The sequence below is a fragment of the Amycolatopsis tolypomycina genome (genome assembly GCF_900105945.1).
Classification (GTDB): Bacteria; Actinomycetota; Actinomycetes; order Mycobacteriales; family Pseudonocardiaceae; genus Amycolatopsis; species Amycolatopsis tolypomycina.
The window spans coordinates 2955866-2981850 of the sequence record NZ_FNSO01000004.1 but is presented as its reverse complement, the minus strand read 5'-3'; the positions used below and the strand labels follow the sequence as shown (position 1 = coordinate 2981850).

Below are 25985 nucleotides of genomic sequence, written 5' to 3'. Positions count from 1 at the left end.
TGCGATTGACGAAGAATCACGCAAGGTTAAGGGTCCCGGCGCGATTCACGGGTACGTAATCCGCAGAGTTCAGCCGAATGACCTATCGATCCTGGGCCACAAGCACCAGTTTCCCACGTCATCCACAGCGGCAGCGGTGCCGAAGACCACTGTGGACAATCGGTTGATCACCGACGGTCATCACCCAGGAATTCAGTTGGCACATTTGGTCGGATATTCACCGACAGTCGTTTCGCCCGCTTTGTATCGGCTGCACGGGGAGTGCAATTCACGAAATCGATTCAGCCGCGGCCGCGCGCTGGGGAGTCCACAGGGGACGGCGAGGTTCCGGGCACACGAAGACCCGGCACGACGACGGTCGTCGTGCCGGGTCGGCGGGTCGGCTCAGCCGGCGTTCGCCAGCAACCCCTGCCCCGGCGGCGCACTCCGCACCAGGCACACGTGACACGGCATCCCGCGCAACCCGTCGAGGACCTCGGCATCCCCCGGACAGATCGACTCACCGCACAGCGCCATCAGCCGGTCGGGCACCGGGCCGGCGGGCACGGGGATCAGGTGGCAGACGCGTCTGCTTTCGCCGACGACGCCTCGGCGTAGCCGCACCAGTGCGAGCATTCCACCGTTCTCACCCATGAGGGTGACCGTAAGGGAAGATCAGCGGCCCGACTTCGTGTCCGGGACCCAACGATCTTGGGGCCCGGTGGTCCCGGGCACCAAACTCACCCCGGTGAGAGCACCGCCGCGCCGAGGCGGCGGCAGAGGGCGAGCGCCAGCTCGATGTCCAGCCTGCCCTCGGCCAGGCCGCGGGGCAGCAGCTCCTGTGCCTTGCGGACGCGGTACTGCACCGAGTTCTTGTGCATCGTCAGCTCGGCGGCCGCCGCGGTGTAGCTGGCGCCGGTGGCCAGGAACACCCGGAGCGTCTCGCGCAGCCGGCCGCAGTTCTCCTCGTCGGCCGCCAGGGGACCGAGCGTGCTCGCGACCCACAGGCGGGCCGCGTTGAGGTCGCTCGTCATCAGCGCCACCGTGCCGACCTCGCGGAACGTCAGCACGCGGTCGCAGTGCTCCCCCGCCGCCAGTGCCAGGGCGTGCACCCGGCGGGCCTGCTGGTGGGTGTCGCGGAAGCCGTCGACGCCGGTGCCCGGGTCGCCGACGGTCACCCGCACGCCCGCCGCGGCTTCCGCGAGCGCCGCGTCGAGCTGCTCGCGGCCGACCGACGTGCCCGGTGCGAGCGGGAGCCACACCCAGGCGCTGGCCTCGTCGCGGGGCACGAACAGCGGCCGCCCCTGCCCGCGGACGCGCTCGAACACCGCGCCCGCGACCGACTCGAGCAGTGACAGCGCGTCGTCGACGAAGGCCTCCGACGCGTGCCAGACGATCATGCCCACGTGGGTGCCGCGCAGGCGGTAGCCGATCACCGCCTCGGCCGCGTCGACGTCGGGCGGGCCGCCGTTGCCGTCGAGCAGGTCCGCGACCTTCGCCGCCCGGGCCGCGCTGCGGTTGAGCAGCCAGCGGTCGCGTTCGTCCTGGTAGACGCCGACGAGCTGGCGGACGACCCGGGTGATGAACTCGTAGGCGACCCGCAGCAGCCGGCGCATCATGGCCCCGAGCAGCGCCGCGTCGTCGACCAGCCGGGTGCACTCCTCGAACCCGAAGTCGAGCATCGCGGCCTGCCCGAGGTCGTAGGCGCGGATCAGGTCGAACACCGGGGTGCCGCGCTGCGCCAGCCGCCGGGCGTACTCCATCGCCGCGGCGGGCGGCTCGACGGTCGCCGGGTCGATGCCGTGCCGGAAGATCTGCAGCGCGGTCTCGATGTTCTGGTACACGCTCGCCGAGAGCAGGCTCACCATGCGCTCGTCGTCGTTGACCAGCTGCGGCAGGTCGGTGGCGTACAGCTGGACCAGCGTGCCGGTGAGTTCGCCCGCGCGGCCCTCGAGGGTGGCGGCGATCTGCCGGATGCGCTCCGAGACGACTTCTTCGTCCACCATGGAGCCACCTTAGGGGGTCGTGGATCACCAGGTTCGAGGAACTCGCCGGTCAAGTCGAACGTCACGGGCCACCGGCGCCGCCACCCCGGCGTCCCTCCACATCGGAAAGCGCACTCCCGGCCATTCGGGTGCACGACATACGACATTCGGATCCACCATTTTGTTAAGTTCTCCGTTAAGCAGCCGCATCGAAAGACTCGAAAATAATCGCGAAAGTGCGGACCTGATTATCCGGCGGTCTGGACCATTGCGCAAAGATCACCCGGACGGCGGCTTTTCCTTGCCGCGCAAGGCCCCTGACGGCCGCGCCACCGGAACCCCTATTTTCGAAAGTCGTTTACCCGGCATTTGGCGCTTGTGGCAACGATCCACTGCCGGTATATCTGGGTGATCGGAATTCGCACATGGCCGACATCCACCGCCGGCCGGTTCGATGCCGCCCTCTCCCGCTCCCCGGAGGCACCATGCATCGCCTGGACCCGGCCCGTGACCACGTCATCGGGCTCTACCGCATCGTCATCGGCTTCCTGTTCGCCTGCCACGGCCTCAAGACGCTGTTCGGCCTGTTCGGCGCGAAGTCCACCGCCGCCGTCGGGGCCTGGCCCGGCTGGTGGGCCGCGGTGATCCAGCTCGTGTGCGGCGCGCTCGTCTGCGTCGGCCTCGGCTCCCGGGTCGCCGCCGTGCTCGGCTCCGGTTCGATGGCCTACGCCTACTTCGTCGTCCACCTGCCGACCGGGCTGTTCCCGATCCAGAACGGCGGCGAGCTGTCCGCGCTGTTCTGCTGGTCGCTGCTGCTGATCGCGTTCGTCGGCCCGGGCCGCTTCGCCCTTGAGAACCTGCCCCTCCGGCAGCGGTCTTCGGAACCGGCACGGGCCACGGTCTAGGAGGAACGGGAAATCCCGACGCCGCTGCGCGCGTCGGGACCGTACTTCGCCAGCTCCGCCGCGAGGTCGAGCGGACCGGTCGACGCCCCCTTCGCCCGGTCCTCGTCGGTCAGCAGCGCTTGGGGGATGATCCAGACGATCTCGAGCTCCAGCCCGTTGGGATCCTTGGCGTACAAGGACTTCGTGGTTCCGTGGTCGGACGAGCCGACCAGCGCGCCCGCTTCGGTGAGCCGGGCCGCGAGCCGCTCGAGGTCCCCGAGGGTGTCGACCTCCCACGCCAGGTGGTACAGGCCCACCGACGTCAGCCCGGCACCCGAATCCGCGGCGTCCGCGCCGATTTCGAAGAGGCCGAGGTCGTGGTCGTTGACCGACCCCGGCGCCCGCAGGAACGCCGCGCCGCGGTGGGCGTCACCGCCGTCGATGTACCCGAAGCCGAGCACGTCCCGGTAGAAGGCCACGCTTTCGGCCAGCTTCCGGACGTAGAGCACGGCGTGGTTCAGGCGGAAGATCGACATCGAGGCTCCACGGGTCCGTGCGGCGCGCAAACAGGTTGAAGTTTCAACTTAAGGGTAGGCGCGCGCCCCGGACCGGTCAACCCGCCAGCGTCGCGGCCCAGAGCCGGCCGAGCCAGGCCGCGTACCGCTCGTCGGTCCACCCGCGGCCCTCGACGAGCTGGTGCCACAGCGAGCCGTCCGTCGTCGACCACAGCACGTCCCGGCACTCGTCCTCGGCCACCGCCAGCTGCCCGGTCGCCGCGGCGGCGCGCGCGTGCTCGGCCATGCCCTCGAGGCGCTGGCGGTCGATCTCGGCGAGCATCGCCGCCGCCGCGGCGTCACTCGCCGCCGCGCCGCGCACGGCCAGGTGCAGCCGGGCCGTCCGCCGCATCGCCGCAGTGTTGAAGACGGCCAGCGCGGCGAACCGGGCCCGCAGGTCGGGTTCGGCGAGCACGGCCCGCAGCTCCGGGCGCTCCAGCAGGGGCACGTCCTCGTCGTCGCCGCCCACGGTCACGTCCCAGGCGCGGTGCAGCAGGGTGGGCTTGTTCTTGAAGGCCGCGTAGACGGTCTCGGGCGCGACCCCCGCCCGCTCGGCGACGTCCGCGATGGTCGTCCGGCCGTAACCGCGCGTGACGAACAGGTCGTGCGCCGCCTCCAGGATCCGCCGCCGGTTCTCCCGCGCCTGCTCCCGGCGCCGGCTCGAGTCGTACTGGCGCTTGACGGGCCCGCTCATCGGATACATCCTCACTGTATTGAAAACAGCACGACTGTATTGGAGTCATCATGCCATCACCCACCGAGGCGTTCCTCGCCGAGATGCTGCCGCGGCAGACCGCCGCCGAGCGCGCCATGCACAACGGGAACCTCGAACCCCGCGTCGCCCTGTGGTCCCAGGCCGACCCGGTGAGCGTGTTCGGCGCCTGGCTGCCGATCCGCACCGGCTGGGCCGACGTGAGCGACGCGTTCAAGCGGGTCGCGGCCCAGTTCTCCGACTCCCGCGAATACCGCTTCGAGGTCATCGCGGCCGGCGCGAGCGGCGACCTCGCGTACACGATCGGCTTCGAGCACAACACGGTGTCGGTCAACGGGAAGCCCACGACGTACACCCTGCGGGCCACCCACGTGTACCGCCGCGAGAACGGCGAGTGGAAGATCGTCCACCGCCACGCCGACCGCCCACCGGACGAACCCGGACCCGACGAACGGCTCGGCGGGACCCACTCTCGGTAGGCCGGTGACCGACCGGGCGACAAACCTTCGACACCGCATCGAGGCCCTGGTCAGCACCCACGGCGGTGCGTAGGTTGGGTCCACCGCAGGACACCGTGTCAGCTGTCCCGCGGGCGGTGGTGCCCCCGGATCCGACCTTTCCCCGAAGCCAAGTCCCGGGGCACCACCGCATCAGCGACCACCCCCGACGGGACACTGGTCCTCGCCCCCGCTTCCCCCGCCGCACCCCTCCGATCGCCGCCGCCTGCCGGGACAGCACGAGGTCTACCGGGGCGACACCGCCGTCGACTGGACCTACGCCAGCCCACCCCTGCCCCTCTCGATGGAGGACTTCGCCGCCGCCCTGCGCGGTCATTTACATACATACACCATGTATGTAACCTGGCCCGCATGACGAAGCGCAGCGAATCACTGGGTCAGGAGCACCGCGTCCGGCTGCCCGCCGGCGAAGTGCGGTACTGCGAGCGAGGCACCGGAGCCCCGGTGGTGTTCGTCCACGGGGTGCTCACGAACGCCGAACTGTGGCGGAAGGTCGTGCCCGACGTCGCCGCCGCCGGGTTCCGGTGCCTCGCCCCCGACCTGCCGCTGGGCGCGCACGACCTCCCGATGCGCACCGGCGCCGACCTCTCCCCCGCCGGCAACGCCGACGTCATCGCGGACTTCCTCGACGCGCTCGACCTGCGGGACGTCACCCTCGTCGCGAACGACACCGGCGGCGCGCTGACGCAGATCCTGCTCAGCCGCCGTCCGGAGCGCGTCGGGCGGGTCGTGCTCACGCCGTCGGACTGCTTCGAGTACTTCTTCCCGCCGATCTTCAGGTTCCTGCCGCCGGCCGCCCGGATCCCCGGCTCGATGGCCGTGCTCGGGCAGCTGCTGCGGATCCGCGCGCTCCACCCGTTGCCGATCCTCTTCGGCTGGGTGACCAAGCGGCCGCTGCCGGACGCCGTCGCGCAGGACTACCTCGCGCCGCTGCGGAAGTCCGCCGGCGTGCGGCGCGACCTGCGCAAGCTCCTGCGGGAGGTGCACCCGCGGCACACCCTGGCCGCCGCGGAGAAGCTGCGGACCTTCGACCGGCCCGTGCTGCTCGCGTGGGCGACCGAGGACAAGCTGTTCCCGATCCGGCTGGCCCACCGGCTCGCCGCCCTGCTGCCGGCCGCGAAACTCGTCGAGGTCGCGGACTCCTACACCTTCCTGTCCGAGGACCAGCCCGCCGTGCTGGCCCGCCACGTCGTCGAGTTCGCGGGCGTCATGGCAGATTAGGCGGGTGCGACGTACCCAGCAGGACCGTTCCGCCGGCACGAAGGCCGCCCTGGTCGCCGCCGCGCGGGAGCTGTTCGCCGCCCGCGGCTACCAGGCCGTGCCGGCCGACGAGATCACCCGCGCCGCCGGCGTCACCCGCGGCGCGCTGTACCACCACTACGCCGACAAGCAGGGCCTGTTCCGCGCCGTCGTCGAAGAGCTGGAACGCGAGCTCACCGAAGAGGTCCGGGCCGCGTTCGCCGCGGGCGGGGATCCCCTCGCCGGCATGCTGCAGGGCCTCGGCGTCTTCCTCGACGCGTGCCTGCGCGAAGAGGTCCGCCGCATTTCGCTCACCGACGCGCCCGCCGTGCTCGGCTGGGACGTCTGGCGCGAAATCGAGGCGGAGTACGGCCTCGGCCTGATCGTGACCGTGCTGGAGCAGGCCAGGGCGGACGGGCTGATCGTCGAGCTGCCCGTCCGGGCCCTGGCCCAGCTGGTGCTCAGCGCGGTGATGGAGGCCGCGCGGATGATCGCCGCGGCGGACGACCCGGCCCGCACCCGTGCCGAGGTCCAGCAGGTGCTCGGCGGCTGGCTCGCGAGCCTGCTGCGGAGTCAGCAGCCGTAGGCCGGGTCGTCTGCCGCGGCACTCCCTACGCCGTCACCAGGGACAGGCCGTAGGTCTGCAGGATCTCGTTGACCGGCTGGAACCAGGTCTCGCCGCCGGAGCCGCAGTTGCCCCAGCCGCCGGAGGTGACGCCCTGGGCCTGGTCACCGGTGATGAACGAGCCGCCGGAGTCGCCCGGCTCGGCGCAGACGTTGGTGCGGGTCATCTGGTAGACCGCGCCCTGGGCGTAGTTGACGGTCTCGTTCTGGCCCAGCACCGTGCCGCAGTGCCAGTGCGTGGTCGAGCCCGAGCGGCACACCGACGTGCCGACCGGCGCGACCCAGGACCCGCGGACGAGCGCGTCGCTCACCGTGCCCCAGCCGAGCACGACCGGCGCGGTCCACCAGCCGCCGCCGATGCGGATGAACGAATAGTCGTTGCCGGGGAAGGAAGAGCCGGCGAAGGTGCCCATCCACGAGCCGTCCCAGCCGACGACGGAGCTGCCCGTGCCGCCGCAGTGCCCGGCGCTGACGAAGCCGCCCTGCACGGAGAACCCGATGGAGCAGCGGGTGTTGCCGTTGATGTAGTACGGGTCGCCGCCGACGGTGCCGGCCGAGAAGGGCTCGGCGGCCGGCGCGGTCTGGACGGTGATCGGGCCGGCTTCGCGGGCTTTCGCGAGGAAGGCGTCGACGTCGGCACCGCGCGCGCCCGGCTGCAGGGTGACCACGACGCTGCCGGCTCGCGGGTCGGTGCGCCAGCCGCTGACGGCGGCCGGCGCGGGCTTCGCCTTGGCCGCCGCGTCGATCGCGGCCTTGGCGGCGTCGAGTTTCGCGGCGCTGGTCCGGGCCGCGACGGGCTCGGCCCCGGCCTGCCGGACGGCCTTGGCCGCGGCCGGGTCGGTGACGCCGACGACGAGCTTGCCCCGCGCGGGGTCGAACCACGCCCCGCCGAACGCGGTGCCGGCGGCCTGCTGCGCGGCGGGCAGCACCCGGGCGGCGGACATTTCCTGCGTGAGCCGGACCGACGCCTGCGCGGCGGTGAGCCCGAGATCCCGCTGCATGGCGGCGATCAGGCCGGGCGAGGCCTGGGCGGCGGCGGGCGTGAGAGCGGTCAGGGTCGCGGTGAGGACGGCGGTGGCGCCGCCGAGAGCCAGGGCGATTCTTCGACGCATGGGGACTCCTCCAGGGCCGGGGGAAAGAAACACACCGTCCGCCGAGTGTGCGGGCGAGGCGCGCGCCGGTCCAGATTTGTCCGGTCTTCTGTCCGGATTTCCTTTCGGTCCACAGTGTACTTTCCTCTGATGCCAAGGGTTTTCCGCGCACGACCGAGGCGCGGAACGGCCACCGGCTCGTCCCGCGCCGTGTCACAGCCCCTTCTCCGCGGCGTCAGACAAAGGTCTGAACCAGTACAGCACGGCTTCGGCAGCGCCGGCGCGAACCGGAGTCTGCCGGGCAGCAGACGTGCCCCTTCGCGCGGGTTTCGCCGTCGAATTCCGGGCACGCCACCGCCCGGCCACCGGGTGGGAAAAGGCGGCCGGGCGGTTCTGTGCGCGATATCAGATTTCGTCGACCTGGTAGGTGATCACCTGGGCGGGCACCAGCAACGCACCGGAGCACTCCGCGACGGCCGGGCCGAATCCGTAGGGCACCGGAAGACCGGCGACCAGCCAGAAGGCGGAGCCGTTCGAGCAGTGCGCGAGGACGCGGTATCCGTAGCCCTCACCGGGAAAGCAGCTGACCGACACGCCCTGTCCGAACAGGATCCCGTAGCGCTGGCCGAAGCAGCCGGGTGGCGCGAAATCACCGCCGGCCGCGGCCGCAGGCCCGACCGCCAGACCGAACAGGGAAAACACAGCGATCGCAAAAACCGTGCATTTCCTACGCATGAGCACTCCTCAGCGCCGAGAACCCGACAGCACGAGCGTAGAAGTGCGCAAGAATTACCGGCAATTCATCGGGCCAGTGAATCGGCGCGCAGCGGAAAGTCACAGCGCTGCTCCATCCGGGCTAGCCGGTGCCCCTGGACGGATGGCGGATTCTCTGCCGCCCGCAGAACCGGGTTATCCCCACCCGGGCCGTGGTGTGGACAACCAGGCCACCACTGCCGGCTTACCCGGCTTTTCGTCGGGCGGCCCCGATAGGCTGGACAAGGGGCACGCCCCCCAGGGAGGGCCAGGGTTCCGGCAAAGTCGTGTCGTTGCAGGCAGGCACGGCTCTCGGTGGTGATCATGTGGTTGTCGAAGCCCATGATCTGTGAGAGAGCCGTGCCTGCTGTTGCATCTTCTCCCATTCCTGCCGCGGTGGCTCAGCTGGCCACCGCCGCTGACCTTGACCAGGTCGCTGACCTGCGGGAATATCTCGTCCTGGTGCCTGATCCACCGAAGCGGCGCGGGATACGGCATTCACTGGAATCGATCCTGACGCTGGCCGCCGCCGCGGTCGCCGCGGGAGCCCAGTCGTTCACCGCAATCGGCGAGTGGGCCGCGGATGCACCACAGCGTGTGCTGGCCCGGCTGGGCACCCGGTTCGACCCCTGCCGTGACCGGCACGCCGCCCCGGGCGAGGCCACCGTGCGACGGGTGCTCTCCAGCATCGACGGCGACGACCTCGACACCGCGATCAGCGCCTGGATCACCGCGACCACCACCGCAGGCAGCCCATCGGAACGCACGCCAACAGCGATCGCGGTGGACGGCAAATCACTGCGCGGCACCTTCGCCCGCACCGGCGGAGCGGGGGTCCATCTGCTCTCCGCACTGACCCACCAGGACGCGATCGTGCTGGCCCAGCAGAACGTGGCCAGGGGAACAAGCGAGATCACCTGGATGCAGCCCCTGCTCGACGGCATCGACCTCACCGGCGTCGTGGTCACCGCCGACGCACTGCACACCACCCGCGGCCTGGCCCGCTACCTCACCCACCGCGACGCGCACTATGTGTTCACCGTCAAGGAAAACCAGCACCGCCTCCACGCCCGGCTGCAGGCGTTGCCCTGGCCCCAGGCCACCCGCCACACCAGCACCGGAATCGGGCACGGACGCCTCGAACAACGCACCACCGAAGTCCTGCCCGCCCCCGACGACCTCGACTTCCCGCACGCCGCACAGGTCTTCCAGACCACCCGCTACCGCACCGACCGCGTGAGCGGAAAACGGGAAAATCACACCGTTTACGGCATCACCCCCCTCACCCCCGACCAAGCCGGCCCCGCCACCATCGCCACTCTCCTGCGCGGGCACTGGAGCATCGAGAACCGGCTGCACCGCGTCCGCGACACCACCTACGGCGAAGACGCCTCCCGCGTCCGCACCGGCACCGCACCCCGCGCCATGGCCACCCTCCGCAACCTCGCCATCAGCGCCCACCGCGCAGCAGGCCGCACCAACATCGCAGCCGCCCTACGCCACACAGCCCGCCACGCCACCCGGCCCCTCACCCTCTACGGAATCCCCACATGACCAGCACAAACAACTTTGCCGGGCCCCTGCCAGGGAGGGCGGGGACTGCCGGCCGGCCACTCCCCCAGCCGCGTCACCACAGTCCGAACAGGACGGTCACCGGGCAAAGGCGTTCAGGAACCGGTCCCGGAAGGAGTCCATCTTCCAGATCGGCGCCTTCGCGCCCGGGTGCAGGCCGTCCTCCCAGCCCCAGCCCGCGATCCGGTCGAGGACCTTCGGGTCCTTCGCCACGATCGTGACCGGCACGTCGTGGACCGCGCCCTGGGGGGTCACCACCGGGGGCTGGTGGTCGCCGAGGAACACCAGCACGAGGTTGTCGTCTCCGTACTGCTTGACGAACGAAATCACCGTCTTCAGGGAGTAGTCCGTCGCGTCCCGGTAGGCCTCGCGGATCTTCTCCGGGTCCTTCCAGACCGACTCCGGTGCTTCGCCCGCCGCGGGCTGGGGGTTGAACACCGAGCCGTCGCCGATCTGGTTCCAGTCCACCAGCCAGGGGCGGGGTGACCAGGGGGCGTGGCTCGACACCAGGTCGACCTCCGCCATCACCGGCCGCCCGGCCGTGTTCGCCAGCTCCTTGCGCTGCAGCATCGACAGCGTGAACTGGTCGGGCATCGTGGCGTAGGCGAAGCCCGGCCCGTGGTACCCGATGGAACGGGCGTCGTAGTAGGCGTCCGGGTGGTAGAACTTCTGCCCTTCCGGCCAGTCCTTCGTGTGCGCGGGCACGTCCCAGACCGTTCGCCAGCCGGCCCGCTGGAACGCCCCGCCGAGGGTCAGCCGGTCGCTGGCGAGCAGGTCGTTGTACCGCTGCTGGTTGTCGATCCACATCCCCGACTGCACGGTCGAGTGCGCCAGCCAGCTGCCGCCGCCGAACGTCGAGGACGACAGGAACGCGCTCTTCGCGCCGATGCCCGCCGCGCGCAGCTCGGCCGTGCCCGCGTCCAGCGTCGGGCCGATCTTCGCGCCGATGACCGGGTCGTCGAGCGCGACCCGGCCGTAGCTCTCCACGAACGTCAGCACGACGTTCTTGCCGCGCAGGCCGTTGAGCAGCTGCGCGCCCGGGGTGGCCCGGAACGCGTCCTCGGCGGCCACCTCCCCGAACGGCCGCTGGTCGCGCAGGTCGGCGCCGACCTGGCGCAGGTCGCCGTAGGCCAGCGCGGCGGCGCTCTGCGCGGCGACCGGCTGCCCCGGCGCGAGCTCGACGCCGAACACCGACGAGGCGATCCAGACCACCGAGAGGACGGCCACCACCCGCGTCGCGCCCGTCCGCCGCCCGGCGGCCACGCGGCTCAGCCGCAGCACCGCCAGGACCATGGCCACCACGACGGCCACCGCGAGCAGCCCGGCGACGACCAGCGCGGCGACGGTGGCCGCGTTGCCGATCTGCCCGGCCAGGAACTCGACGCCGGCGTGGAAGAAGCTCCAGTCGTAGACCGGGTCGAACGGCTTCTCGAGGGTGGCGTAGAAGCCGGTGTCGAGCGCCTTCATCAGGATGAGCAGCCCCAGGCCCAGCCCGACGAGCACGGCCGCGACGCGCCGCGGCCGCGGCGGCAGGACCAGCAGGAACGCGCCGATCACCAGCCCTTCGACCGGCACGCGCACGAGGGCCGCGGCGGAGAACGAGCTGAGGTCGTCCGGCGCGAGGAGCGCGAACAGCACGAGCAGCGCCGCCAGCGCGGTGAGGACCCGGTTCGCGACGACGTGCCGCCGCCGTCCCGGCCGGGGCAGCCCGAAGTCGGGCAGAGCCATCCCTCCGCCCGGGGTGCGACGGCGGACGCGCCGCGCCGGCGGCAGACCGATGTTTCCGAGCATGGCGAGCCTCACGTCGTGGTGCACGGGGTGACCGCCGTCCCGTGCGGCCGGGCGGCGATCGTCATCCGATATACGGGCCACGGCCGCCCGCGGTTCACGCGCCCCACCCCCGCGGGGGCGCGGCGGTACCCCGGCCCGCCCCGCGCAAACCCCGGCACACCGCCTTTCACCCGGGGAAACGCCCGAAATCCCCGACGCAGGGGAACGAGCGTTGCGGGCCGCCGCCCCCGGTGTTCTCCTCGGAGAGCCCGAAGATCGAACTACGGAAGGAGTGCCCGCGATGAATCTCTTCGACAAGGCGAAGGAAGCGCTCGGGAAGCACCCGGACCAGGCCGACCAGGGCGTCGACAAGGCCGCCGAAGCCGCCAAGCAGCGCTTCGGCCAGCACGCCGACAAGATCGACCAGGGGTCGGAGAAGGCGAAGGAGTTCCTGCACCGGCAGGGCGGCGGCGGGCAGGACGCCCCGCCGCAGTGAGCCGTCGCCGGTGAATCCCAGCCGTCCGGGGGAAGCACGCTTCGCCGCCCCCGCGGCTGGGTACCACCGGCTCCGTGGTCGCCACCTACCTCGTCCCCGTCCGGACCGCCCTGCTCCTGTTCCCCCTGCTCGTGCTGGCCGTCATGCTGCCCGCCGCGTTCGTCAGCTACCGCCGCCGCGGCCGCGCCGGCGGCTGGCCGACCTTCGTCTTCTACACGTTCCTCTTCTACCTGCTGGCGATCGCGACGCAGACGGTGCTCCCGCTGCCCGCCGATCCGGCCTACTGCGCGGGGCACACCTACGCGAGTTCTCCGCAGTTGCGGCCTTTCTACTTCGTCGAAGTCGTCTCGCAGCGCGCCCGCGGGCACTGGAGCCCCGGCGCGCTGCTGCACAACCCGGCGGTCTGGACCACGGCGCTCAACGTCGTGATGCTCGCCCCGCTCGGCTTCTACGTCCGGTACGCGCAGCGGATGCGGCTCGTGCCCACGGCCCTCATCGGCTTCGGCGTCTCCCTGTTCTTCGAGCTGACGCAGCTGACCGGCCTGTGGTTCGTCTACCCGTGCCCGTACCGGCTGTTCAGCGTCGACGACCTCATCCTCAACACGGCGGGCGTCGTCGCCGGCTGGCTGCTGGCCGGTCCGCTCGGCCGGTTGCTGCCCGCCCTCGAACCGGAGCACGACCGCCGTCGCTACGCCGCGAAGGTGACGTTCACCCGGCGGCTCTTCGCGCTGGCGACCGATCTGCTCGGGTTCGCCGCGCTGCTCGGGTTCCTCTTCGGCCTGCTCACGCTGTTCGGCGAGGACCTGCGCCACCGCGACACGCCGGTGGTGATCCTCGCCCTCGTGTGGTTCGTGGTGCTGCCCGCCGTCACCGGCTCGACCCCCGGGAAGCGCGCGATGCTGCTGCGGGTGGCCCGCCGCGGCGGCCGCCGGGCCGGACCGGTCGCGCTGCTGGTCCGCAACGGCGTCCTGCTCTCGCCGCTGTGGCTCGCGTGGTGGGTGCTGGACCTCGACCGCTGGGACCTCGGCACCCACCCCGAGCAGCTGCTCCTGCCCGTCGCGCTGGCCGCGTCGGTGTTCGTGGTGGGTGTCTGGACGCCGCTGGCGGTGCTGCTCGACGACGAGCACCGGGCACCCTACGAACGGCTGACCCGCACGGTGAACGTCGCCGTGGTGCCGCCGTCGGCCGCGGCACCGGAGCCGGCGCCCGCCCCGCCGGTGGAAGTCCTTAAAGGACGGTGACGGGACACCATGCTGCCCGGGGCGGGCGGCGCTGGTAGATTGCGTCCGGAACGGGTTGAGCCGCCAGCCCGTGCCCACCGGTCCCCTCCTGGAGCTTGGATGACCCCCGACGCAGCGCGGCCCCGGCAGCGGTTCACCGGTGACGGCTGGTCGCTCGAAACGCACGACGCGGCGGGGCTGCGCGTCCACACCCTGCGCGGGGAGTTCGACTTCGCGGTGTCCCCGAAGCTCGCGGACCTGCTGCTCGAAGAGCCCGGCGCCGCGCGGGTCGTCGTGGACATGGCCGAGGTGGCGTACTGCGACTCCAGCTGCCTGCAGGTCCTGCTGCGGCTGGCCCGCCGGCTGCGCGCGGCGGGCGGCCGGTTCGCCGTCGTGTCGGCCGCGCCGGCCGTGACCCGCCCCATCGCCCTGCTCGGCCTCGGCGACGTCATGCCCGTGCACGCCGCGCTCGAGGCGGCCGAAGCTTCGTGGGGTGCGGCGTGACGTCCTCCGACACCCGTGTCGACGACCCCGGTTCCGGGCATGAAGAAGGGGAGGGCCTCCCCGCGGGGGCCGGCACGGCGAAGGAGGCCGACGTGAAACTCCGATCTGTCCGGCACGAACTCGGCATCTCCCCCGAGCTCTCCGAACTGGCGCGGGTCCGCCACTGGGTCCGGACGGTCCTGCGCGGCTTCCCGGCGGCCTTCGTCGGCACGGCGGTCATGGTGGTGGACGAGCTGACGTCGAACGCGCTGCGCCACGGCCGCGCGCCCTACCACGTCCGGCTGCTGCCCGGCGCGGCCAAGCTGCGGATCGAGGTCGACGACAGCGGGGGCGAGCCCGCCCGGCGCCGGGCGCCGTCCGACCACGGCGGCCGCGGCCTCCTGCTCGTCGAGCGCTGCGCCGCGGCCTGGGGCCAGCTGCGACGGCCCAGCGGCAAAACCCTGTGGGCCGAGCTGGCCACCGACCCCGACCCGGCCGGTGCCCGTGGCTGATCCGGCGCACCCCGCGCCCGCCGTCGCGCTCGACGGCACGGAGGGCTGGTCGGCCGCACCCGCCGCGGCCTTGGTCGTCGACCGGTCCGGGACGATCCGCGCCCTCAACGACGCCGCCCGCCTGCTGTTCCCCGCCGCCGGCCCGGGCCGCCCGGCCGCCGGCGCGGTCGCGGACTGGCTGGTCGCCGCCCACGAGGGCGGCGTCGGCGACGTCGTCCACGGCGAGGTCGGTGAGCTCGCCTTCGCCGCGCACCCGGTCCCGCACGGCGAGGCCGTGACCTGGTGGCTGCTCGACGAGACCGAAGCCCGCTCGGCGCGCGAGGCGCTGGCCCGCGAGCAGGAGCGGACGGCGTTCCTCAGCGACGCCTCCGCCGCGCTGCTGGGCTCGCTCAACCTGGACCGCTGCATGGAGGTCGCCGCCCGGCTCGCCGCGCAGCACCTCGCCGACGCCGCGCTCGTCCTGGCGCCGGCCGCGGGCGGGCCCTTCCCGGCCGTGTCCTGCGTGCGCGGCGGCGAGCCGGTCCGGGCCCGGCTGGCGGTCGACCCGGACGAGCTGCCCGGCCTCGGCGAAGCGCTGCAGGGCTTCCCACCGGTGCCCTCGCGCTGGCTCGACCCGGACGCCGCGCCCCGCTGGGTGCTGCCGCCGGGCTTCGGCACGGTCGGCTCGATCGTCGTGACGCCGCTGCCCGGCCACGGCGTCCCCGCCGGCGCGCTGGTCCTGCTGCGCCGCGGCGACCGGGCGTCGTTCACCGCGTCCGAAGAGCTCTTCGCGCGGCTGTTCGCGGCGCGAGCGGGCGCGGCGATGTCGGCGGCGCGGGTGTTCGCGCTGCAGGCCTCGATCACCGACACGCTCATGCGCGAGCTGCTGCCGCCGACGCTCGAGCAGCTCGGCGGCGTCGAGTTCGCCGGCCGGTACCGCCCGGCCCGCGACGGCGAGCGGATCGGCGGCGACTTCTACGACGTCCACTCGGCCGTCACCGCCGAGGGCGAGGAGTCCCTCGCCGTGCTCGGCGACGTCTGCGGCAAGGGCCTCGACGCGGCCGTGCTGACCGGCAAGATCCGCACGACGCTGCGGGCGCTGCTGCCGATGGCCGGCGACCACCACCGGCTGCTCGACCTGCTGAACCGCACGCTCGGCGACAACGCCGACGCCCGGTACGTCACGCTCGTGCTGGCCTCCGCGCGGCGCGAGGGCGCGGACGTCCGGCTGCGCGTGACCTGCGCGGGCCATCCGCCGCCGCTGGTCGTGCGCGCCGACGGCCGGGTCGAGGAGGCCGAGACCCGTGGCAGCCTGATCGGCGTGCTGCCCGAGATCGAGTCGGTCGGCGCGGAGCTGACGCTGCACCCCGGGGAGACCTGCCTGCTCTACACCGACGGGATCGTCGAGGCGAAGGGTGGCCCGCTCGGGGACGCCATGTTCGGGGAAGAGCGGCTCAAGCAGGCACTGGCCGAGTGCGCGAACATGCCGGCCGACGCCGTCGTCGAGCGCGTGCAGATGCTCGCCTCGCAGTGGATCGGGCGCGGCACCCACGACGACATGGCCGTGCTGGCGATCACCGCGCCGCGCGGGCAGCACCTCGCCGCCGTCGGCGGCCACGGGCGCGGGAGGTACACCGCATGAGCACCGCCACGACCCGCGGCACCGGGGTGGCCGAGCACGCCGAACGGCTCTGGGCCGCCGTCACGACCGGGAACGAGTACGCGGCGGGCGACGTCGTCGTCCAGGCGCTCGGCGACGGGACCGACCCGGAGAGCGTGCTGCTCGACGTGATCGGCGCGGTGCAGCGGCGGGTCGGCCTGGAGTGGGCCGCGAACCGCCTCACGGTCGCGCAGGAGCACGCGGCGACCGCGATCAACGACCGCGTCATCGCCACCTTCGGCTTCGTGCTGAAGCGGCCGGAGCCGCACCTCGGCCGGATCACCGTCGCCTGCGTCGACGGGGAGTGGCACGCGATGCCGGCCCGGCTGCTGGCCGAGGTGCTGCGGCTGCGCGGCTTCGCCGTCGACTACCTCGGCGCGCAGGTGCCGGCCCCGCACCTGGTGGCCCACCTGCACCGGATCGGCCCGGACGCGGTGGCGCTGTCCGGCTCGCTGGCGACCCGGCTGCCGACGGCGCACGCGACGATCACCGCGTGCCAGGCGGCGGCCACCCCGGTCATCGCGGGCGGCGCCGCCTTCGGGCCCGACGGCCGCTACGCGCGGCTGCTGGGCGCCGAAGCGTGGGCTCCGGACGCCCGGGCGGCCGCCGACCGGCTGGCCGAGCCGCTCCCCCGGCCCCACACGGCCCACCAGCCGCTCGACGACCTGCCGCACCTGGCCGACCAGGAGTACACGCTGGTCACGCGCAGCGCGGGCCGGCTCGTCAAGACCGTGCTGGCCGGCCTGGAGGAGCGGATCCCGGCCATGCGGGAGTACACGGACCTCCAGCGCCAGTACACGGCCGAGGACCTCGCGCACACCGTCGAGTTCCTGGCCGCCGCCCTCTACGTCGGCGACGGCGAGCTGTTCACCGGGTTCCTGGGCTGGACCGCGGGGATCCTGACCTCGCGCGGCGTCCCGGCCGCCTCGCTCGTGCCCGCCCTCGAACTGCTCGAGACCGAGCTGCGCGACTTCCCGCGGGCCGCCGGCATGCTCCGCACCGCACAGGGGCAACTGGCATGATCACCTGCACTTGGACGGCCGAAATGGGCACGGCCCGCGTGACGATCGCGGGCGACCTCGAGTTCGCCACCACCGGGACGCTGCTGCGCCTGGTCACCGACCGGCTCACCCGGGACGTCCGCGAAGTCCGGCTGGACTGCGCCGAGCTCGGCTTCTGCGACTCGTCGGGGCTGTCGGAGCTGATGAAGCGGCACCGCGTCGTCACCGGCGCGGGTGCCCGGCTGCACCTGGACAACCGGCGGCCGGCCCTGGAGCGGCTGCTCGCCCGCACCGGCACGGCCGCGTACCTGACCGGCGAAGCCCGGGATTCCCGCGCCCGGCTCGATTCCTGAGCGGCGCGGGTCAGCGGTACGGGTCCTGCCCCACCGGGCGGACCAGGATCTCGTTCACGTCCACCGTGGCCGGCTGGCCGACCGCGTAGAGCACCGCGCGGGCGATGTCGGCCGGGTCGAGCTTGGGGTCACCGGCCCGTCCGGGCGGGATCCCGCCGGTGTCCACCAGGCCGGGCTGGACCAGGGTGACCCGGACGCCGGTGCCGACGCACTCGGCGCGGATCGACTGGGCCAGACCGGTGACGGCCCACTTGGTGGCCGAATACAGGTTGCCCGGCCGCACCCCGCGACCCGCCGCGGAGCCGGTCAGCACCAGGTGGCCGCCGGATTCGACCAGGGCGGGCAGGGTGGCGCGGGCGGTCAGCGCCGGCCCGTACACGTTGGCCAGGACCATGTCCCGCCACTCGTCCGGTGGCGCGCCCCGGTGGCCGAGGAACGACGTCACCACGCTGGTGCCCGCGTTCGCGAAGACCACGTCGAGGCGGCCCCACCGCTCCCGCACCCGGGTGACGAGCCCGTCGAGCCGGGCCCAGTCGGTCACGTCGCAGGCGACCGGCCAGACCCGGCCGGGGCCGCCCAGGTCCGCGGCGAGGCCGGTCAGGCGGCTTTCGTCGCGGGCGACGAGGACCAGGCGGTAGCCGGCTTCGGCGGCGAGCCGGGCGGTGGCGGCGCCGATGCCCCGGGAGGCGCCGGTGATCAGGAACACGGGATCGGTCACGAACGCAAGACTAGCCAACCCTCCCGGAATGGTCTAGACCATAGGGGTCACCGTCACCCAGCTAGGAGAACCCGTGGACTTCACCACCGACTTCGGCGCCGCGGCACGCGAGCACCTCCGCCTGATCGAAGAGCACAACGCCGCCACCCTCGACGCGGTGGCCGGCCGGCTCCTCGACGTCGTCCGCGCCGGCCGGCTGGTGCACACCGCGGCCGCGGGCCACAGCCTGGCCGCCGTGCTGGAGACGTTCTACCGCGCCGGCGGGCTGGCTTGCGTGCGCCCGCTGTTCCACCCCGGCCTGCTGCCCCTGCACGGCGCCCAGGCCAGCACCCAGCTGGAGCGGGTGCCCGGCCTGGCCGCCACCCTGGTCGCGCAGGCCCAGGTCCGGCCCGGCGACGTCGGGATCATCTTCTCCAACTCCGGCGTCAACGCCTTCCCGGTCGAACTCGCCGGCGAGTTCAGGAAGCGGGAGGCCTACGTCGTCGCGTTCTCGTCCCGGCCCCACATGGAAAGCGCCCCGGCCCGCTCCTTCGCCAAGCTCGGCGAGCTGGCCGACGCCGTCCTGGACACGGCCATCCCCCCGGGCGACGCGGTGGTCCCCACCCCCAGCGGCACCACGGCGGCGCTGTCGACCCTCTGCTCGACCTACCTGTGGAACCTCCTGCTCGTCCGCCTGACGGCACTGGCCGGCGACATCCCCCTGTGGCAGAGCTCGAACCTCCCCGGCGGCGACGCCGCGAACGAGGGCTTGCTCGAGCAGTACCGGCCCCGGGTGCCGATGCTGTAGCGGGGTTCCCGCAAGTGGTCCGGCGTCCGGCCCGATGCGCCCCAATGTGGCGTTCGGTGCGTCAGACGCACCGAACGCCACATTGGGTGCGTTGGACGCAACCAACGCCACATTGGGGCGCTTGGGGCTGTCGCCCGTCGGCGCGTCTCACGCCTCCCGGCGCGCCTGCCGCGACGGCCACCAGACGCGCCGCCCGACGTCGATGGTCAGGGCCGGCACCAGCAGCGACCGCACCAGGAACGTGTCCAGCAGGACGCCGAACGCCACGATGAACGCGATCTGCGCCAGGAACAGGATCGGGATCACCGCCAGCGCCGAGAACGTCGCCGCCAGCACCACCCCGGCCGACGTGATCACCCCGCCCGTCAACGTCAGCCCGCGCAACGTCCCTTCGCGCGTGCCGCGGGTCAGGGCCTCCTCCCGCACGCGCGTCATCAGGAAGATGTTGTAGTCGATCCCCAGTGCCACCAGGAACACGAACCCGAACAGCGGCACCACCGGGTCCGCACCCGGGAAGCCCAGGATGTGGTTGAACACCAGCGCGGACACGCCCATCGTCGCCGCGAACGAGAGCACCACCGTGGCGATCAGCAGCAGCGGGGCCAGCAACGACCGCAGCAGCAGGGCCAGCACCAGGAAGATCACCAGGAGCACGATCGGGATGATCAGCGCGCGGTCGCGCTTCGACGTCTGCTGCGTGTCCAGCTGGATCGCCGTCGGGCCACCGACCTTCGCGTTCGCGTCCGGGACCGCGTGCACGGCGTCGCGCAGCCTGCCGACGGTCGCGACCGCCGCCTCGGAGTCCGCCGGGTCCGTCAGCACCGAGAGGACCTGGACGCGGCCGCCGACCACCTTGGGGCCGCCGTCGGGGCCCGGCACCGGGAACGACTGCGCCACGCCGTCCATTGTGGACGCCTGCAGGACCGCGGGCAGGGCGCCGGCGTCGGCGATCGTGACCGCGGGCGCGCCGAGGCCGCCGGGGAAGTGCCTGCCGAGGATCTCCTGGCCCCGCCCGGATTCGACCTCGGTGAGGAACACGTCCGACTGCGCGGTGCCGGACGCCTTGAGCTGCGGCACGAACGCGACGCCGAGCCCGAGCACCAGCGCCGTCACCACCCAGACCGTGCGCGGGCGGCGGCCGACCAGGCGCGCGACCCGGCCCCAGAGCCCGGACGTCTCGGGGTGCGGCGACCCCAGCGCGGGCTTGAACGGCCAGAACGCGCCGCGGCCGCACAGCGCCAGCGCGGCCGGCAGGAACGTGGTCGACGCCAGCAGCGCCGCGCCGATGCCGATCGCCGCGACCGGGCCGAGGCCCTTGTTCGAGTTGAGGTCGCTGAACAGCAGGCACAGCACGCCGAGCACGACCGTGCCCGCCGACGCCGCGATCGGTTCGAGCGTCGCGCGCCAGGCGAGCCGGAGCGCGTCGAAGCGGCTCGGGGTGTCGCGCAGCTGCTCGCGGAACCGCGCGACCAGCAGGAGCGCGTAGTCGGTCGCCGCGCCGAAGACGAGGATCGAGAGGATGCCCTGGCTCTGGCCGTTGAGCGCGAGGACGTCGTGCTTCGCCAGCAGGTAGACGACGAGGCTGGCGAGCCCGAGCGCGAACACCGCCGAGAGCAGCACCAGGAACGGCAGCAGCGGGCTGCGGTAGACCGCGACGAGGATCAGCGCGACCACGCCGCCGGCGACCAGCAGCAGGATGCCGTCGATGCCGCCGAACGCCGTGACCAGGTCGGCGACCTGCCCGGCCGGCCCGGTGACGAGCACGGTCAGCCCGGCGGGGGCGCCGCCGAGGCGGGCCCGGACCTCCTTGACGACGTCGGCGGGGTTGCCGTCGGCGGCGACCGGCACGGACAGCTGCACCGCCTGGTCGTCCCGGGGTGCCGGCTGGGGCTCGCCGAGCGGGCCGACCACGCCGGGGACGCCGCCCAGCTCCCGCGCCTTGGCCTCGAGGAACCGCCGGTCTTCGCCGGTCAGGCCGCTCGGGCGCTCGGCGACGACCGTCGCGGGCAGCACCTGGCGCGGGCTGAACGCCTTCTGCTCGTCGGCGACTTCGGTGGCTTCGGCCGAGCGCGGCAGGAAGGCGGCGTTGTCGTTCTTCGCGACTTCGCCGAGCTTGCCGGCGAACGGGCCGCCGAACCCGCCCAGCCCGAGCCAGGCGATCACCAGGAGGGCCGGGACCAGCCAGCGGAGGCGGCGCGGGTTGTCGTTCATGGTCGCTAGAGTCCTTTCGAGGGCGAACCCGCCCAATTGTTCAGCAAGCTGAACATTCTGCACGACGAGCCCGACGAACCCTCGAGTGATAGCGAGCACAGTGACGGTGAGCCCGACCCCCGAACCCGGCCTGAGCACGTGGCCCACCGGCCGGTTGCTGGCCGTGGCCGCGCGGCTGCTGGAGCAGCGCTGGGTGGCCACCCTGGACGGCATGGGACTCACCCACGCGGGTCTCATCGCGCTGCACACCCTGCGCGAGGGGCCGCTCCCCCAGCGGGCGCTGGCCCAGCGCTGCCAGGTGACCGACCAGACGATGAGCCGCACGCTCGACCGCCTGGCCAGGGCCGGGTTCGTCAGCCGGGCCGCGGACCCGGCCGACGGACGGCGGCAGCTGACCCGGCTGACCGAGCGCGGGCGGGCCGTGCACGAGCAGGCCGTGCGCGCCGAGCCCGCCCTGCTCGGCGGGCTCGGCGACGACGCCGCCTTCCGCGCCGGCCTGCTGGACCTGATCACCCGGCTGTCCGCGGGCGATTGAGCTCGCGCGGCGCTGGGTAGCTCTCCTCCATGTGGATCGCGGTGAGCACCCCAGTGGCCGTCCTGATCGCTACCGTCCTGATGGAGCGGTTCGAGCGACGATGCCGCCTGGTGCCCGAAGCCGAACGCCCGCCGGTCCGGAGCTGACTCCGCCCGCCTGATCGGCGTTCAACGGATTTGCGCCGATTTCCGCCACACGGCAAACCCGCTCACCGGACGGGGTGCCGGTGCGCGGGTTTGCCGTGACAATGACCGCCGGAATTCAGCAGGTCTTCCACGCGAACTGGTAAATCGTGTCCACGCTCGCGTGTTCGGAATCCATTTCGATGTAACTGGCACCGGACGAGGAACCCGCGTCCGCGCGCAGTTCCGCATTGATGTTCAGGTTGCGGTTCTCCCCGCACGGGGCGAACACCAGCTCGGCCACCTCGGTGGTGTCGGTGGCCCGCCACACGCCGTGGAACGGGCCGGTGAAGGTGTGCCGCACCCGGGCGGTCGGGGCCGTCCCGGTGAAGTAGTAGTTGGCCTGCTCGATCGCGCTCGCCCCGCTCTCGATGTGCGCGAAGCCGCGGTAGTGCACCTGGGCGATCGCGTACGTGAACCCTTGCGGCACGTGGACGAGCACGTTGATCTGGCAGTTCTTCCGGCCTTCGAGCGCGGACGCGCCACCGCCGGCCTTCGCGGTGAAGTTCGTGTAGTGCACCGTGAACGAGGTGTTGTCGGACGCGACGTCGGCCGAGGCGGCCGCGGTGCCGGCCGGGCAGCCCGAGCCGTTGATCGTCTTGATGTCGAGCGTGATCTTTTCGGCCGGAACCGACGTCGCCGGAGAATCGACGGGAGCGGCGAGAGCGGACAGAATCATTGCGGCTACGACCGACATACCGAGCATGACGCTCCTCCAAATGGGCCACGGTGCCTAGGTGGTGATGATGATCGCGCGCGGAGAGGATCGTAGCGCGATCGCAACCTTTTCGACGGCCACTGAACGGAGTAACACGCACCGTGCAGTCACGCGGGAAATCCATTTCCCGCCAATTCACCTTTGCCGGGGCTGAATATTCGAGGAATCGAAGGTCAAGACCGCGGGTCCGCCCGGCGGAGGGAATGGGGCGGGGTGCGGCCGCCGAGGAGCGCTTCGGCGTCCAGCGTCGCCGCCGTGCTCCCCCGCTCCGCGAACCGCCGGGCCACCAGCGCGCCCGGGTCCTCGACCGGGTCCGCGCGGCCGGACAGGAAGGCCCACTCGTGCTCGTCGGAGCCGAAGTACAGCACCGACGCGAACACCTCGCCGAAGCGCCGCCACGCCGCGCGCAGCGTCTCGTTGCGCCACAGCGTCGGGCAGCCCGCCTGGCACGTCACCACCCCGCCGGGCGCCAGCACCCGCGCGCAGCGGGCGAGGAAATCCGTGCCGTACAAGCGGTTGTGCTGGGCGTCCGCTTCGGTGTTCTCGTCCGGGAGGTCGATCACGACCACGTCGTAGGTCTCGCCCCGGCGCTCGGCTTCGGCGAGGAAGGCCCAGCCGTCCGCATAGGACACCCGGACCGGCCCTTCGCCCCGCTCGGCCCGCGCCAGGTCCGCCGGGGTGTAGCCGTAGGGCAGGTGCTCGGCGCAGGCGCGGACGGCCTGGGCGTCGATGTCCACGTGGTCGACCAGCGACGCACCCGCCGCGACCGCCAGCTCGCTCGCGACCCCTTCGCTCGACCCGATGACGAGCACCCGCCGCACCCGCTCGGCCAGCAGGAGCGCGGGCACCATCAGCGCTTCGTGGTACACGAGCTGGCTGGCTTCGGTGCTCTGGCGCTCGCCGTCGCAGAACAGCGAAACCCCCTGCGCGGTCGTGCCGATCAGCACCTCCTGGTACGGCGTTCGCTCGTGGAAGAGCACGTCGCCGACCTCCCAGACGCGGGTGAGGCCGTCGCCGACCGGCTCGTGGATCAGGGGCATCAGCGTTCTCCCCGGTGCAGGACCGACAGGTGGACCGAAGCGGCGTGCAGCGACGTCGCCAGCAACCGCAGCGCGTGTTCGGGATCGGCGCGTTCCCCGCAGGTGAACACGTCGGCGAAGAGGGACCCGTGCTCCGGGTAGGTGTGGACGGACGCGTGCGACTCGGCCAGCAGCGCGATCACCGTGGCACCCTGCGGCGCGAACCGCTGCGCCACGACGTCGAGGACCGTCGCGCCCGCCTCCGTCACCGCGGCCCGCAGCAGCTCGCCGAGGCGCACCGGGTCGTCGAGCAGGCCCGGGTCGACGCCGTGCAGCTCGGCGAGCACGTGCCGCCCGGTGAACCGGCCGACGTCAGGCATCGCCCCACCGCCCGAGGCAGTACGTGCGCAGCGGCTCGATCCCGTTGAACCCCACCGACGCGTAGCTCGCCGTGTAGGCCCCGGTGCCCGGCAGGTCGAGCCGGTCGCCGGTCCGCAGCGCCAGCGGCAGCGCGTACGGCGTGCGCTGGTAGAGCACGTCGTCGCCGTCGCAGGTGGGCCCGGCGAGCACGACCGGGCCGTCCGGGCCGTCGGGGGTGCCCACCGGTTCGAACCGGTAGGCGATGGCTTCGTTCTCGGCCTCGGCGAGCCCGTTGTAGCGGCCGATGTCGAGGTACACCCAGCGCCGCTCGTCCCGCTGCGCGACCAGCACGACCTCGGTGCGCAGCAGGCCGGCGTCCGCGACGAGCACCCGGCCGGGCTCGAGCAGCAGCTCCGGCCGGCCGGCCGGGAAGTTTTCCGCCAGCGCCGAGGCGATCCTCGCCGCGTACGCGCTCAAGGGCGGGACCGGGGTGCGGTGGGCGGTCGCGAAGCCGCCGCCGAGGTTGAGCCGCGTCATCGCGACGCCCTGCGCCGCGGCCTCGTCGAACAGCTTCGCCGCCGTGGCGATGCCGATCTCCCAGGCCGCGACGGCCGGCTGCTGCGAGCCGACGTGGAAGGCGATGCCCGGCCGCAGTCCCCGCTCGGCCGCGCGCAGCACCAGGTCGAGCGCTTCGGCCGGGGCGCAGCCGAACTTGCGGCCGAACGGCGTCGCCGAGTCCGGCGCGTCGAGCACGACGCGGATCGAGACGGCCGAGCCCGGCGCGTGCCGGCCCAGGTGGTCGACGTCGGCCGGGGAGTCCGAAGTGAACTCCCGGACGCCGTGCTCGAACGCGAAGGCGACGTCCCGTGGTTTCTTGATCGGGTTGCCGTAGGCGATGTCCGCCGGGCCGGCGCCGCGCTCGAGGCACAGCCGCAGCTCGGCAGGCCCGGCGACGTCGAAGCCGATCCCGGCCGCCACCAGCGCGTCGAGCACCGGCGGCGCCGGGTTGGCCTTGACCGCGTACCGGATCAGCGCGCCGGGGAACGCCGCGCCGAACTCCCGCGCCCGCGCCGCCACGACGTCGGTGTCGACGACCAGGCACGGCGTCGGCGGGTCGCGCTCGTCGAGGAAGCGGCGGATCCGGGTGAAGTCGGCGCACACGGGCGCCAGTGTCGCAAACGGCGGCCGGGCGAACCGCCACCGGTGGCCGGGTCAGGCGGTCCGGGGCGGGCGGTCCGACGGCGGCCACACGTACGGCAGGTCCGGGGGCACGTCCGGGAACCGCGTCCCGTAGTGGTCCGGGTCCTTGCGCACCAGCGCCGACCGGTGGCTGCGGTGCACCGCGTCGTCGCCCAGCCACGGCGGCACGTCCCCGGCGGCGGTGAGCTCCGCCTGCGTCCGGACCTCGGCCGTGCCGACCGACCGGGTGAACTCGTCGGCCAGCTTCACCGCGCACGTGTCGGCCGCGCCCAGCTCACACCACACGGCGCAGACCTCGAGGCCGTAGCGCGTCAACGCCTCCTCGTACCCCGTCCACATCTTCGCCGCCGGGTGGTGGCGCCAGCCGTAGCCGGGGACGACGAGCGCGCGCAGCACCTGCAGTGCCTCGACCCGCTGTTTGCCCAGGCGGCGGCGGTCGAGCGCACGGGCGCTGGCGGCGAAGTCGGCACACGGCAGGAACGTCTGCATGCGCCGCGGGTACCCGGCGGCGGTCTCCTCACCCCTTCGACGGCCCCGGCGCTCCGGGGCCGTCGAAGGGAGGTCTCACCGCGGTTCGCCGCGCCCGCGAGCGGCGACGGCCGCTTCCGGTTCGACGCTCACCCGGGGGCGCAGGGGCCGGGCTTCGAGGCCCTCGACGTCGATCACCAGGAACCAGTGGGCGTTCGCCGGGATGTGGATCTTGAACATCGGTGCGGTGGCCACCCCGCCGTGCATCCGGTAGTACTGCCGGCGCCGGTAGGCCTGGAAGTTGACCGCCGTCAGCAGCCTGACGTTGGCCATCGCGTCCAGGCGGACGGTGACCACCGCGTCTCTTCGCACCTTCCCGAGGTCGAACACGCTCGCTTCCAT

29 protein-coding genes are annotated in these 25985 nt (G+C 72.7%); 14 read left to right on the top strand and 15 right to left on the bottom strand.

Annotation, left to right across the window (positions count from 1 at the left end):
• Nucleotides 1–384: 384 nt before the first annotated feature.
• On the bottom strand, nt 385–615 hold the full coding sequence (locus BLW76_RS23770) for a hypothetical protein (protein ID WP_167385006.1): 231 nt from the start codon (nt 613–615) through the stop codon (nt 385–387).
• Nucleotides 616–719: 104 nt separating this feature from the next.
• Nucleotides 720–1985, bottom strand: a complete 1266-nt coding sequence (locus BLW76_RS23765; RefSeq protein WP_091311093.1) for a PucR family transcriptional regulator — start codon at nt 1983–1985, stop codon at nt 720–722.
• 464 nt (nt 1986–2449) lie between these two features.
• Between BLW76_RS23765 and BLW76_RS23760 the strand changes: the two genes are divergently transcribed.
• Entirely contained in the window at nt 2450–2869 is a 420-nt protein-coding gene (locus BLW76_RS23760) for a DoxX family protein (protein ID WP_091311091.1), read from the top strand.
• Here BLW76_RS23760 and BLW76_RS23755 read toward each other — a convergent pair.
• Nucleotides 2866–3384, bottom strand: coding sequence for a VOC family protein (locus BLW76_RS23755; protein ID WP_091311089.1), 519 nt, complete (start codon nt 3382–3384; stop codon nt 2866–2868). The genes BLW76_RS23760 and BLW76_RS23755 overlap by 4 nt on opposite strands.
• A 76-nt stretch (nt 3385–3460) precedes the next feature.
• Nucleotides 3461–4096: a TetR/AcrR family transcriptional regulator gene (locus BLW76_RS23750; protein ID WP_091311086.1), complete on the bottom strand. Its 636-nt coding sequence runs from the start codon at nt 4094–4096 to the stop codon at nt 3461–3463.
• Between the two features lie 50 nt (nt 4097–4146).
• Between BLW76_RS23750 and BLW76_RS23745 the strand changes: the two genes are divergently transcribed.
• From BLW76_RS23745 to BLW76_RS23735, 3 genes are all read left to right on the top strand, one after another.
• Complete coding sequence (locus BLW76_RS23745; protein WP_091311083.1) at nt 4147–4593, top strand: YybH family protein; 447 nt, start codon at nt 4147–4149, stop codon at nt 4591–4593.
• Between the two features lie 390 nt (nt 4594–4983).
• Nucleotides 4984–5853 (top strand): alpha/beta fold hydrolase, encoded by an 870-nt coding sequence (locus BLW76_RS23740; protein WP_091311082.1) that lies wholly within the window; start codon nt 4984–4986, stop codon nt 5851–5853.
• 4 nt (nt 5854–5857) lie between these two features.
• Nucleotides 5858–6457, top strand: coding sequence for a TetR/AcrR family transcriptional regulator (locus BLW76_RS23735; protein ID WP_091311079.1), 600 nt, complete (start codon nt 5858–5860; stop codon nt 6455–6457).
• Between the two features lie 25 nt (nt 6458–6482).
• Here the strand turns inward: BLW76_RS23735 and BLW76_RS23730 are convergent, their stop codons facing one another.
• On the bottom strand, nt 6483–7607 hold the full coding sequence (locus tag BLW76_RS23730) for a S1 family peptidase (protein WP_091311078.1): 1125 nt from the start codon (nt 7605–7607) through the stop codon (nt 6483–6485).
• A 384-nt stretch (nt 7608–7991) separates the two neighbouring features.
• A complete protein-coding gene (locus BLW76_RS23725; RefSeq protein WP_091311075.1) occupies nt 7992–8288 on the bottom strand; it encodes a hypothetical protein in 297 nt (98 codons plus the stop codon).
• Between the two features lie 375 nt (nt 8289–8663).
• On the opposite strand from BLW76_RS23725, the gene BLW76_RS23720 reads away from it, so the two are divergent.
• Nucleotides 8664–9893, top strand: coding sequence for an ISAs1 family transposase (locus tag BLW76_RS23720; RefSeq protein WP_425266016.1), 1230 nt, complete (start codon nt 8664–8666; stop codon nt 9891–9893).
• A gap of 96 nt (nt 9894–9989) precedes the next feature.
• Here BLW76_RS23720 and BLW76_RS23715 read toward each other — a convergent pair whose 3' ends face one another.
• Nucleotides 9990–11702 carry an alkaline phosphatase family protein gene (locus BLW76_RS23715; RefSeq protein ID WP_091319767.1) on the bottom strand — a complete coding sequence of 571 codons (1713 nt, stop codon included), beginning with the start codon at nt 11700–11702 and terminating at the stop codon, nt 9990–9992.
• 280 nt (nt 11703–11982) lie between these two features.
• Here BLW76_RS23715 and BLW76_RS23710 point away from each other — a divergent pair, with 280 nt between their 5' ends.
• The 7 genes from BLW76_RS23710 to BLW76_RS23680 all read left to right on the top strand — a co-directional run bounded on the left by BLW76_RS23710 (nt 11983) and on the right by BLW76_RS23680 (nt 17385).
• Nucleotides 11983–12177 (top strand): antitoxin, encoded by a 195-nt coding sequence (locus tag BLW76_RS23710; protein ID WP_091311071.1) that lies wholly within the window; start codon nt 11983–11985, stop codon nt 12175–12177.
• A gap of 74 nt (nt 12178–12251) precedes the next feature.
• Nucleotides 12252–13418 (top strand): VanZ family protein, encoded by a 1167-nt coding sequence (locus BLW76_RS23705; RefSeq protein WP_091311068.1) that lies wholly within the window; start codon nt 12252–12254, stop codon nt 13416–13418.
• Nucleotides 13419–13517: 99 nt separating this feature from the next.
• Complete coding sequence (locus BLW76_RS23700) at nt 13518–13901, top strand: STAS domain-containing protein (RefSeq protein ID WP_091311067.1); 384 nt, start codon at nt 13518–13520, stop codon at nt 13899–13901.
• Nucleotides 13902–13993: 92 nt separating this feature from the next.
• Entirely contained in the window at nt 13994–14392 is a 399-nt protein-coding gene (locus BLW76_RS23695; RefSeq protein ID WP_091319764.1) for an ATP-binding protein, read from the top strand.
• Nucleotides 14385–16013, top strand: a complete 1629-nt coding sequence (locus BLW76_RS23690) for a PP2C family protein-serine/threonine phosphatase (protein ID WP_091319762.1) — start codon at nt 14385–14387, stop codon at nt 16011–16013. The genes BLW76_RS23695 and BLW76_RS23690 overlap by 8 nt, the downstream gene beginning before the upstream one ends.
• Nucleotides 16010–17053, top strand: coding sequence for a cobalamin B12-binding domain-containing protein (locus BLW76_RS23685; protein ID WP_091311063.1), 1044 nt, complete (start codon nt 16010–16012; stop codon nt 17051–17053). The genes BLW76_RS23690 and BLW76_RS23685 overlap by 4 nt, the downstream gene beginning before the upstream one ends.
• Nucleotides 17050–17385 (top strand): STAS domain-containing protein, encoded by a 336-nt coding sequence (locus BLW76_RS23680; protein WP_091311060.1) that lies wholly within the window; start codon nt 17050–17052, stop codon nt 17383–17385. Before BLW76_RS23685 ends, BLW76_RS23680 begins: the two co-directional genes overlap by 4 nt.
• Before the next feature lie 10 nt (nt 17386–17395).
• Here the strand turns inward: BLW76_RS23680 and BLW76_RS23675 are convergent, their stop codons facing one another.
• Complete coding sequence (locus BLW76_RS23675) at nt 17396–18103, bottom strand: SDR family oxidoreductase (RefSeq protein WP_091311058.1); 708 nt, start codon at nt 18101–18103, stop codon at nt 17396–17398.
• Nucleotides 18104–18176: 73 nt separating this feature from the next.
• On the opposite strand from BLW76_RS23675, the gene BLW76_RS23670 reads away from it, so the two are divergent.
• Nucleotides 18177–18890, top strand: a complete 714-nt coding sequence (locus BLW76_RS23670) for a sugar isomerase domain-containing protein (RefSeq protein WP_091311056.1) — start codon at nt 18177–18179, stop codon at nt 18888–18890.
• 147 nt (nt 18891–19037) lie between these two features.
• On the opposite strand, the gene BLW76_RS23665 is transcribed toward BLW76_RS23670, so the two are convergent.
• Entirely contained in the window at nt 19038–21101 is a 2064-nt protein-coding gene (locus tag BLW76_RS23665) for an MMPL family transporter (RefSeq protein WP_091311053.1), read from the bottom strand.
• A gap of 100 nt (nt 21102–21201) precedes the next feature.
• Here BLW76_RS23665 and BLW76_RS23660 point away from each other — a divergent pair, with 100 nt between their 5' ends.
• A complete protein-coding gene (locus BLW76_RS23660) occupies nt 21202–21636 on the top strand; it encodes a MarR family winged helix-turn-helix transcriptional regulator (RefSeq protein WP_167384701.1) in 435 nt (144 codons plus the stop codon).
• A 261-nt stretch (nt 21637–21897) separates the two neighbouring features.
• On the opposite strand, the gene BLW76_RS23655 is transcribed toward BLW76_RS23660, so the two are convergent.
• From BLW76_RS23655 to BLW76_RS23630, 6 genes are all read right to left on the bottom strand, one after another.
• Entirely contained in the window at nt 21898–22524 is a 627-nt protein-coding gene (locus BLW76_RS23655; RefSeq protein ID WP_091311051.1) for a DUF4360 domain-containing protein, read from the bottom strand.
• A 185-nt stretch (nt 22525–22709) separates the two neighbouring features.
• Nucleotides 22710–23576, bottom strand: coding sequence for a spermine/spermidine synthase domain-containing protein (locus BLW76_RS23650; RefSeq protein WP_091311048.1), 867 nt, complete (start codon nt 23574–23576; stop codon nt 22710–22712).
• Complete coding sequence (gene speD / locus BLW76_RS23645) at nt 23576–23935, bottom strand: adenosylmethionine decarboxylase (RefSeq protein ID WP_091311046.1); 360 nt, start codon at nt 23933–23935, stop codon at nt 23576–23578. Before speD ends, BLW76_RS23650 begins: the two co-directional genes overlap by 1 nt.
• Nucleotides 23928–25076, bottom strand: coding sequence for a type III PLP-dependent enzyme (locus tag BLW76_RS23640; RefSeq protein ID WP_091311044.1), 1149 nt, complete (start codon nt 25074–25076; stop codon nt 23928–23930). Before BLW76_RS23640 ends, speD begins: the two co-directional genes overlap by 8 nt.
• A gap of 51 nt (nt 25077–25127) precedes the next feature.
• Nucleotides 25128–25604 carry an MSMEG_6728 family protein gene (locus BLW76_RS23635; RefSeq protein ID WP_091311041.1) on the bottom strand — a complete coding sequence of 159 codons (477 nt, stop codon included), beginning with the start codon at nt 25602–25604 and terminating at the stop codon, nt 25128–25130.
• 75 nt (nt 25605–25679) lie between these two features.
• Nucleotides 25680–25985, bottom strand: coding sequence for a DUF1883 domain-containing protein (locus BLW76_RS23630; protein WP_091311038.1), 306 nt, complete (start codon nt 25983–25985; stop codon nt 25680–25682).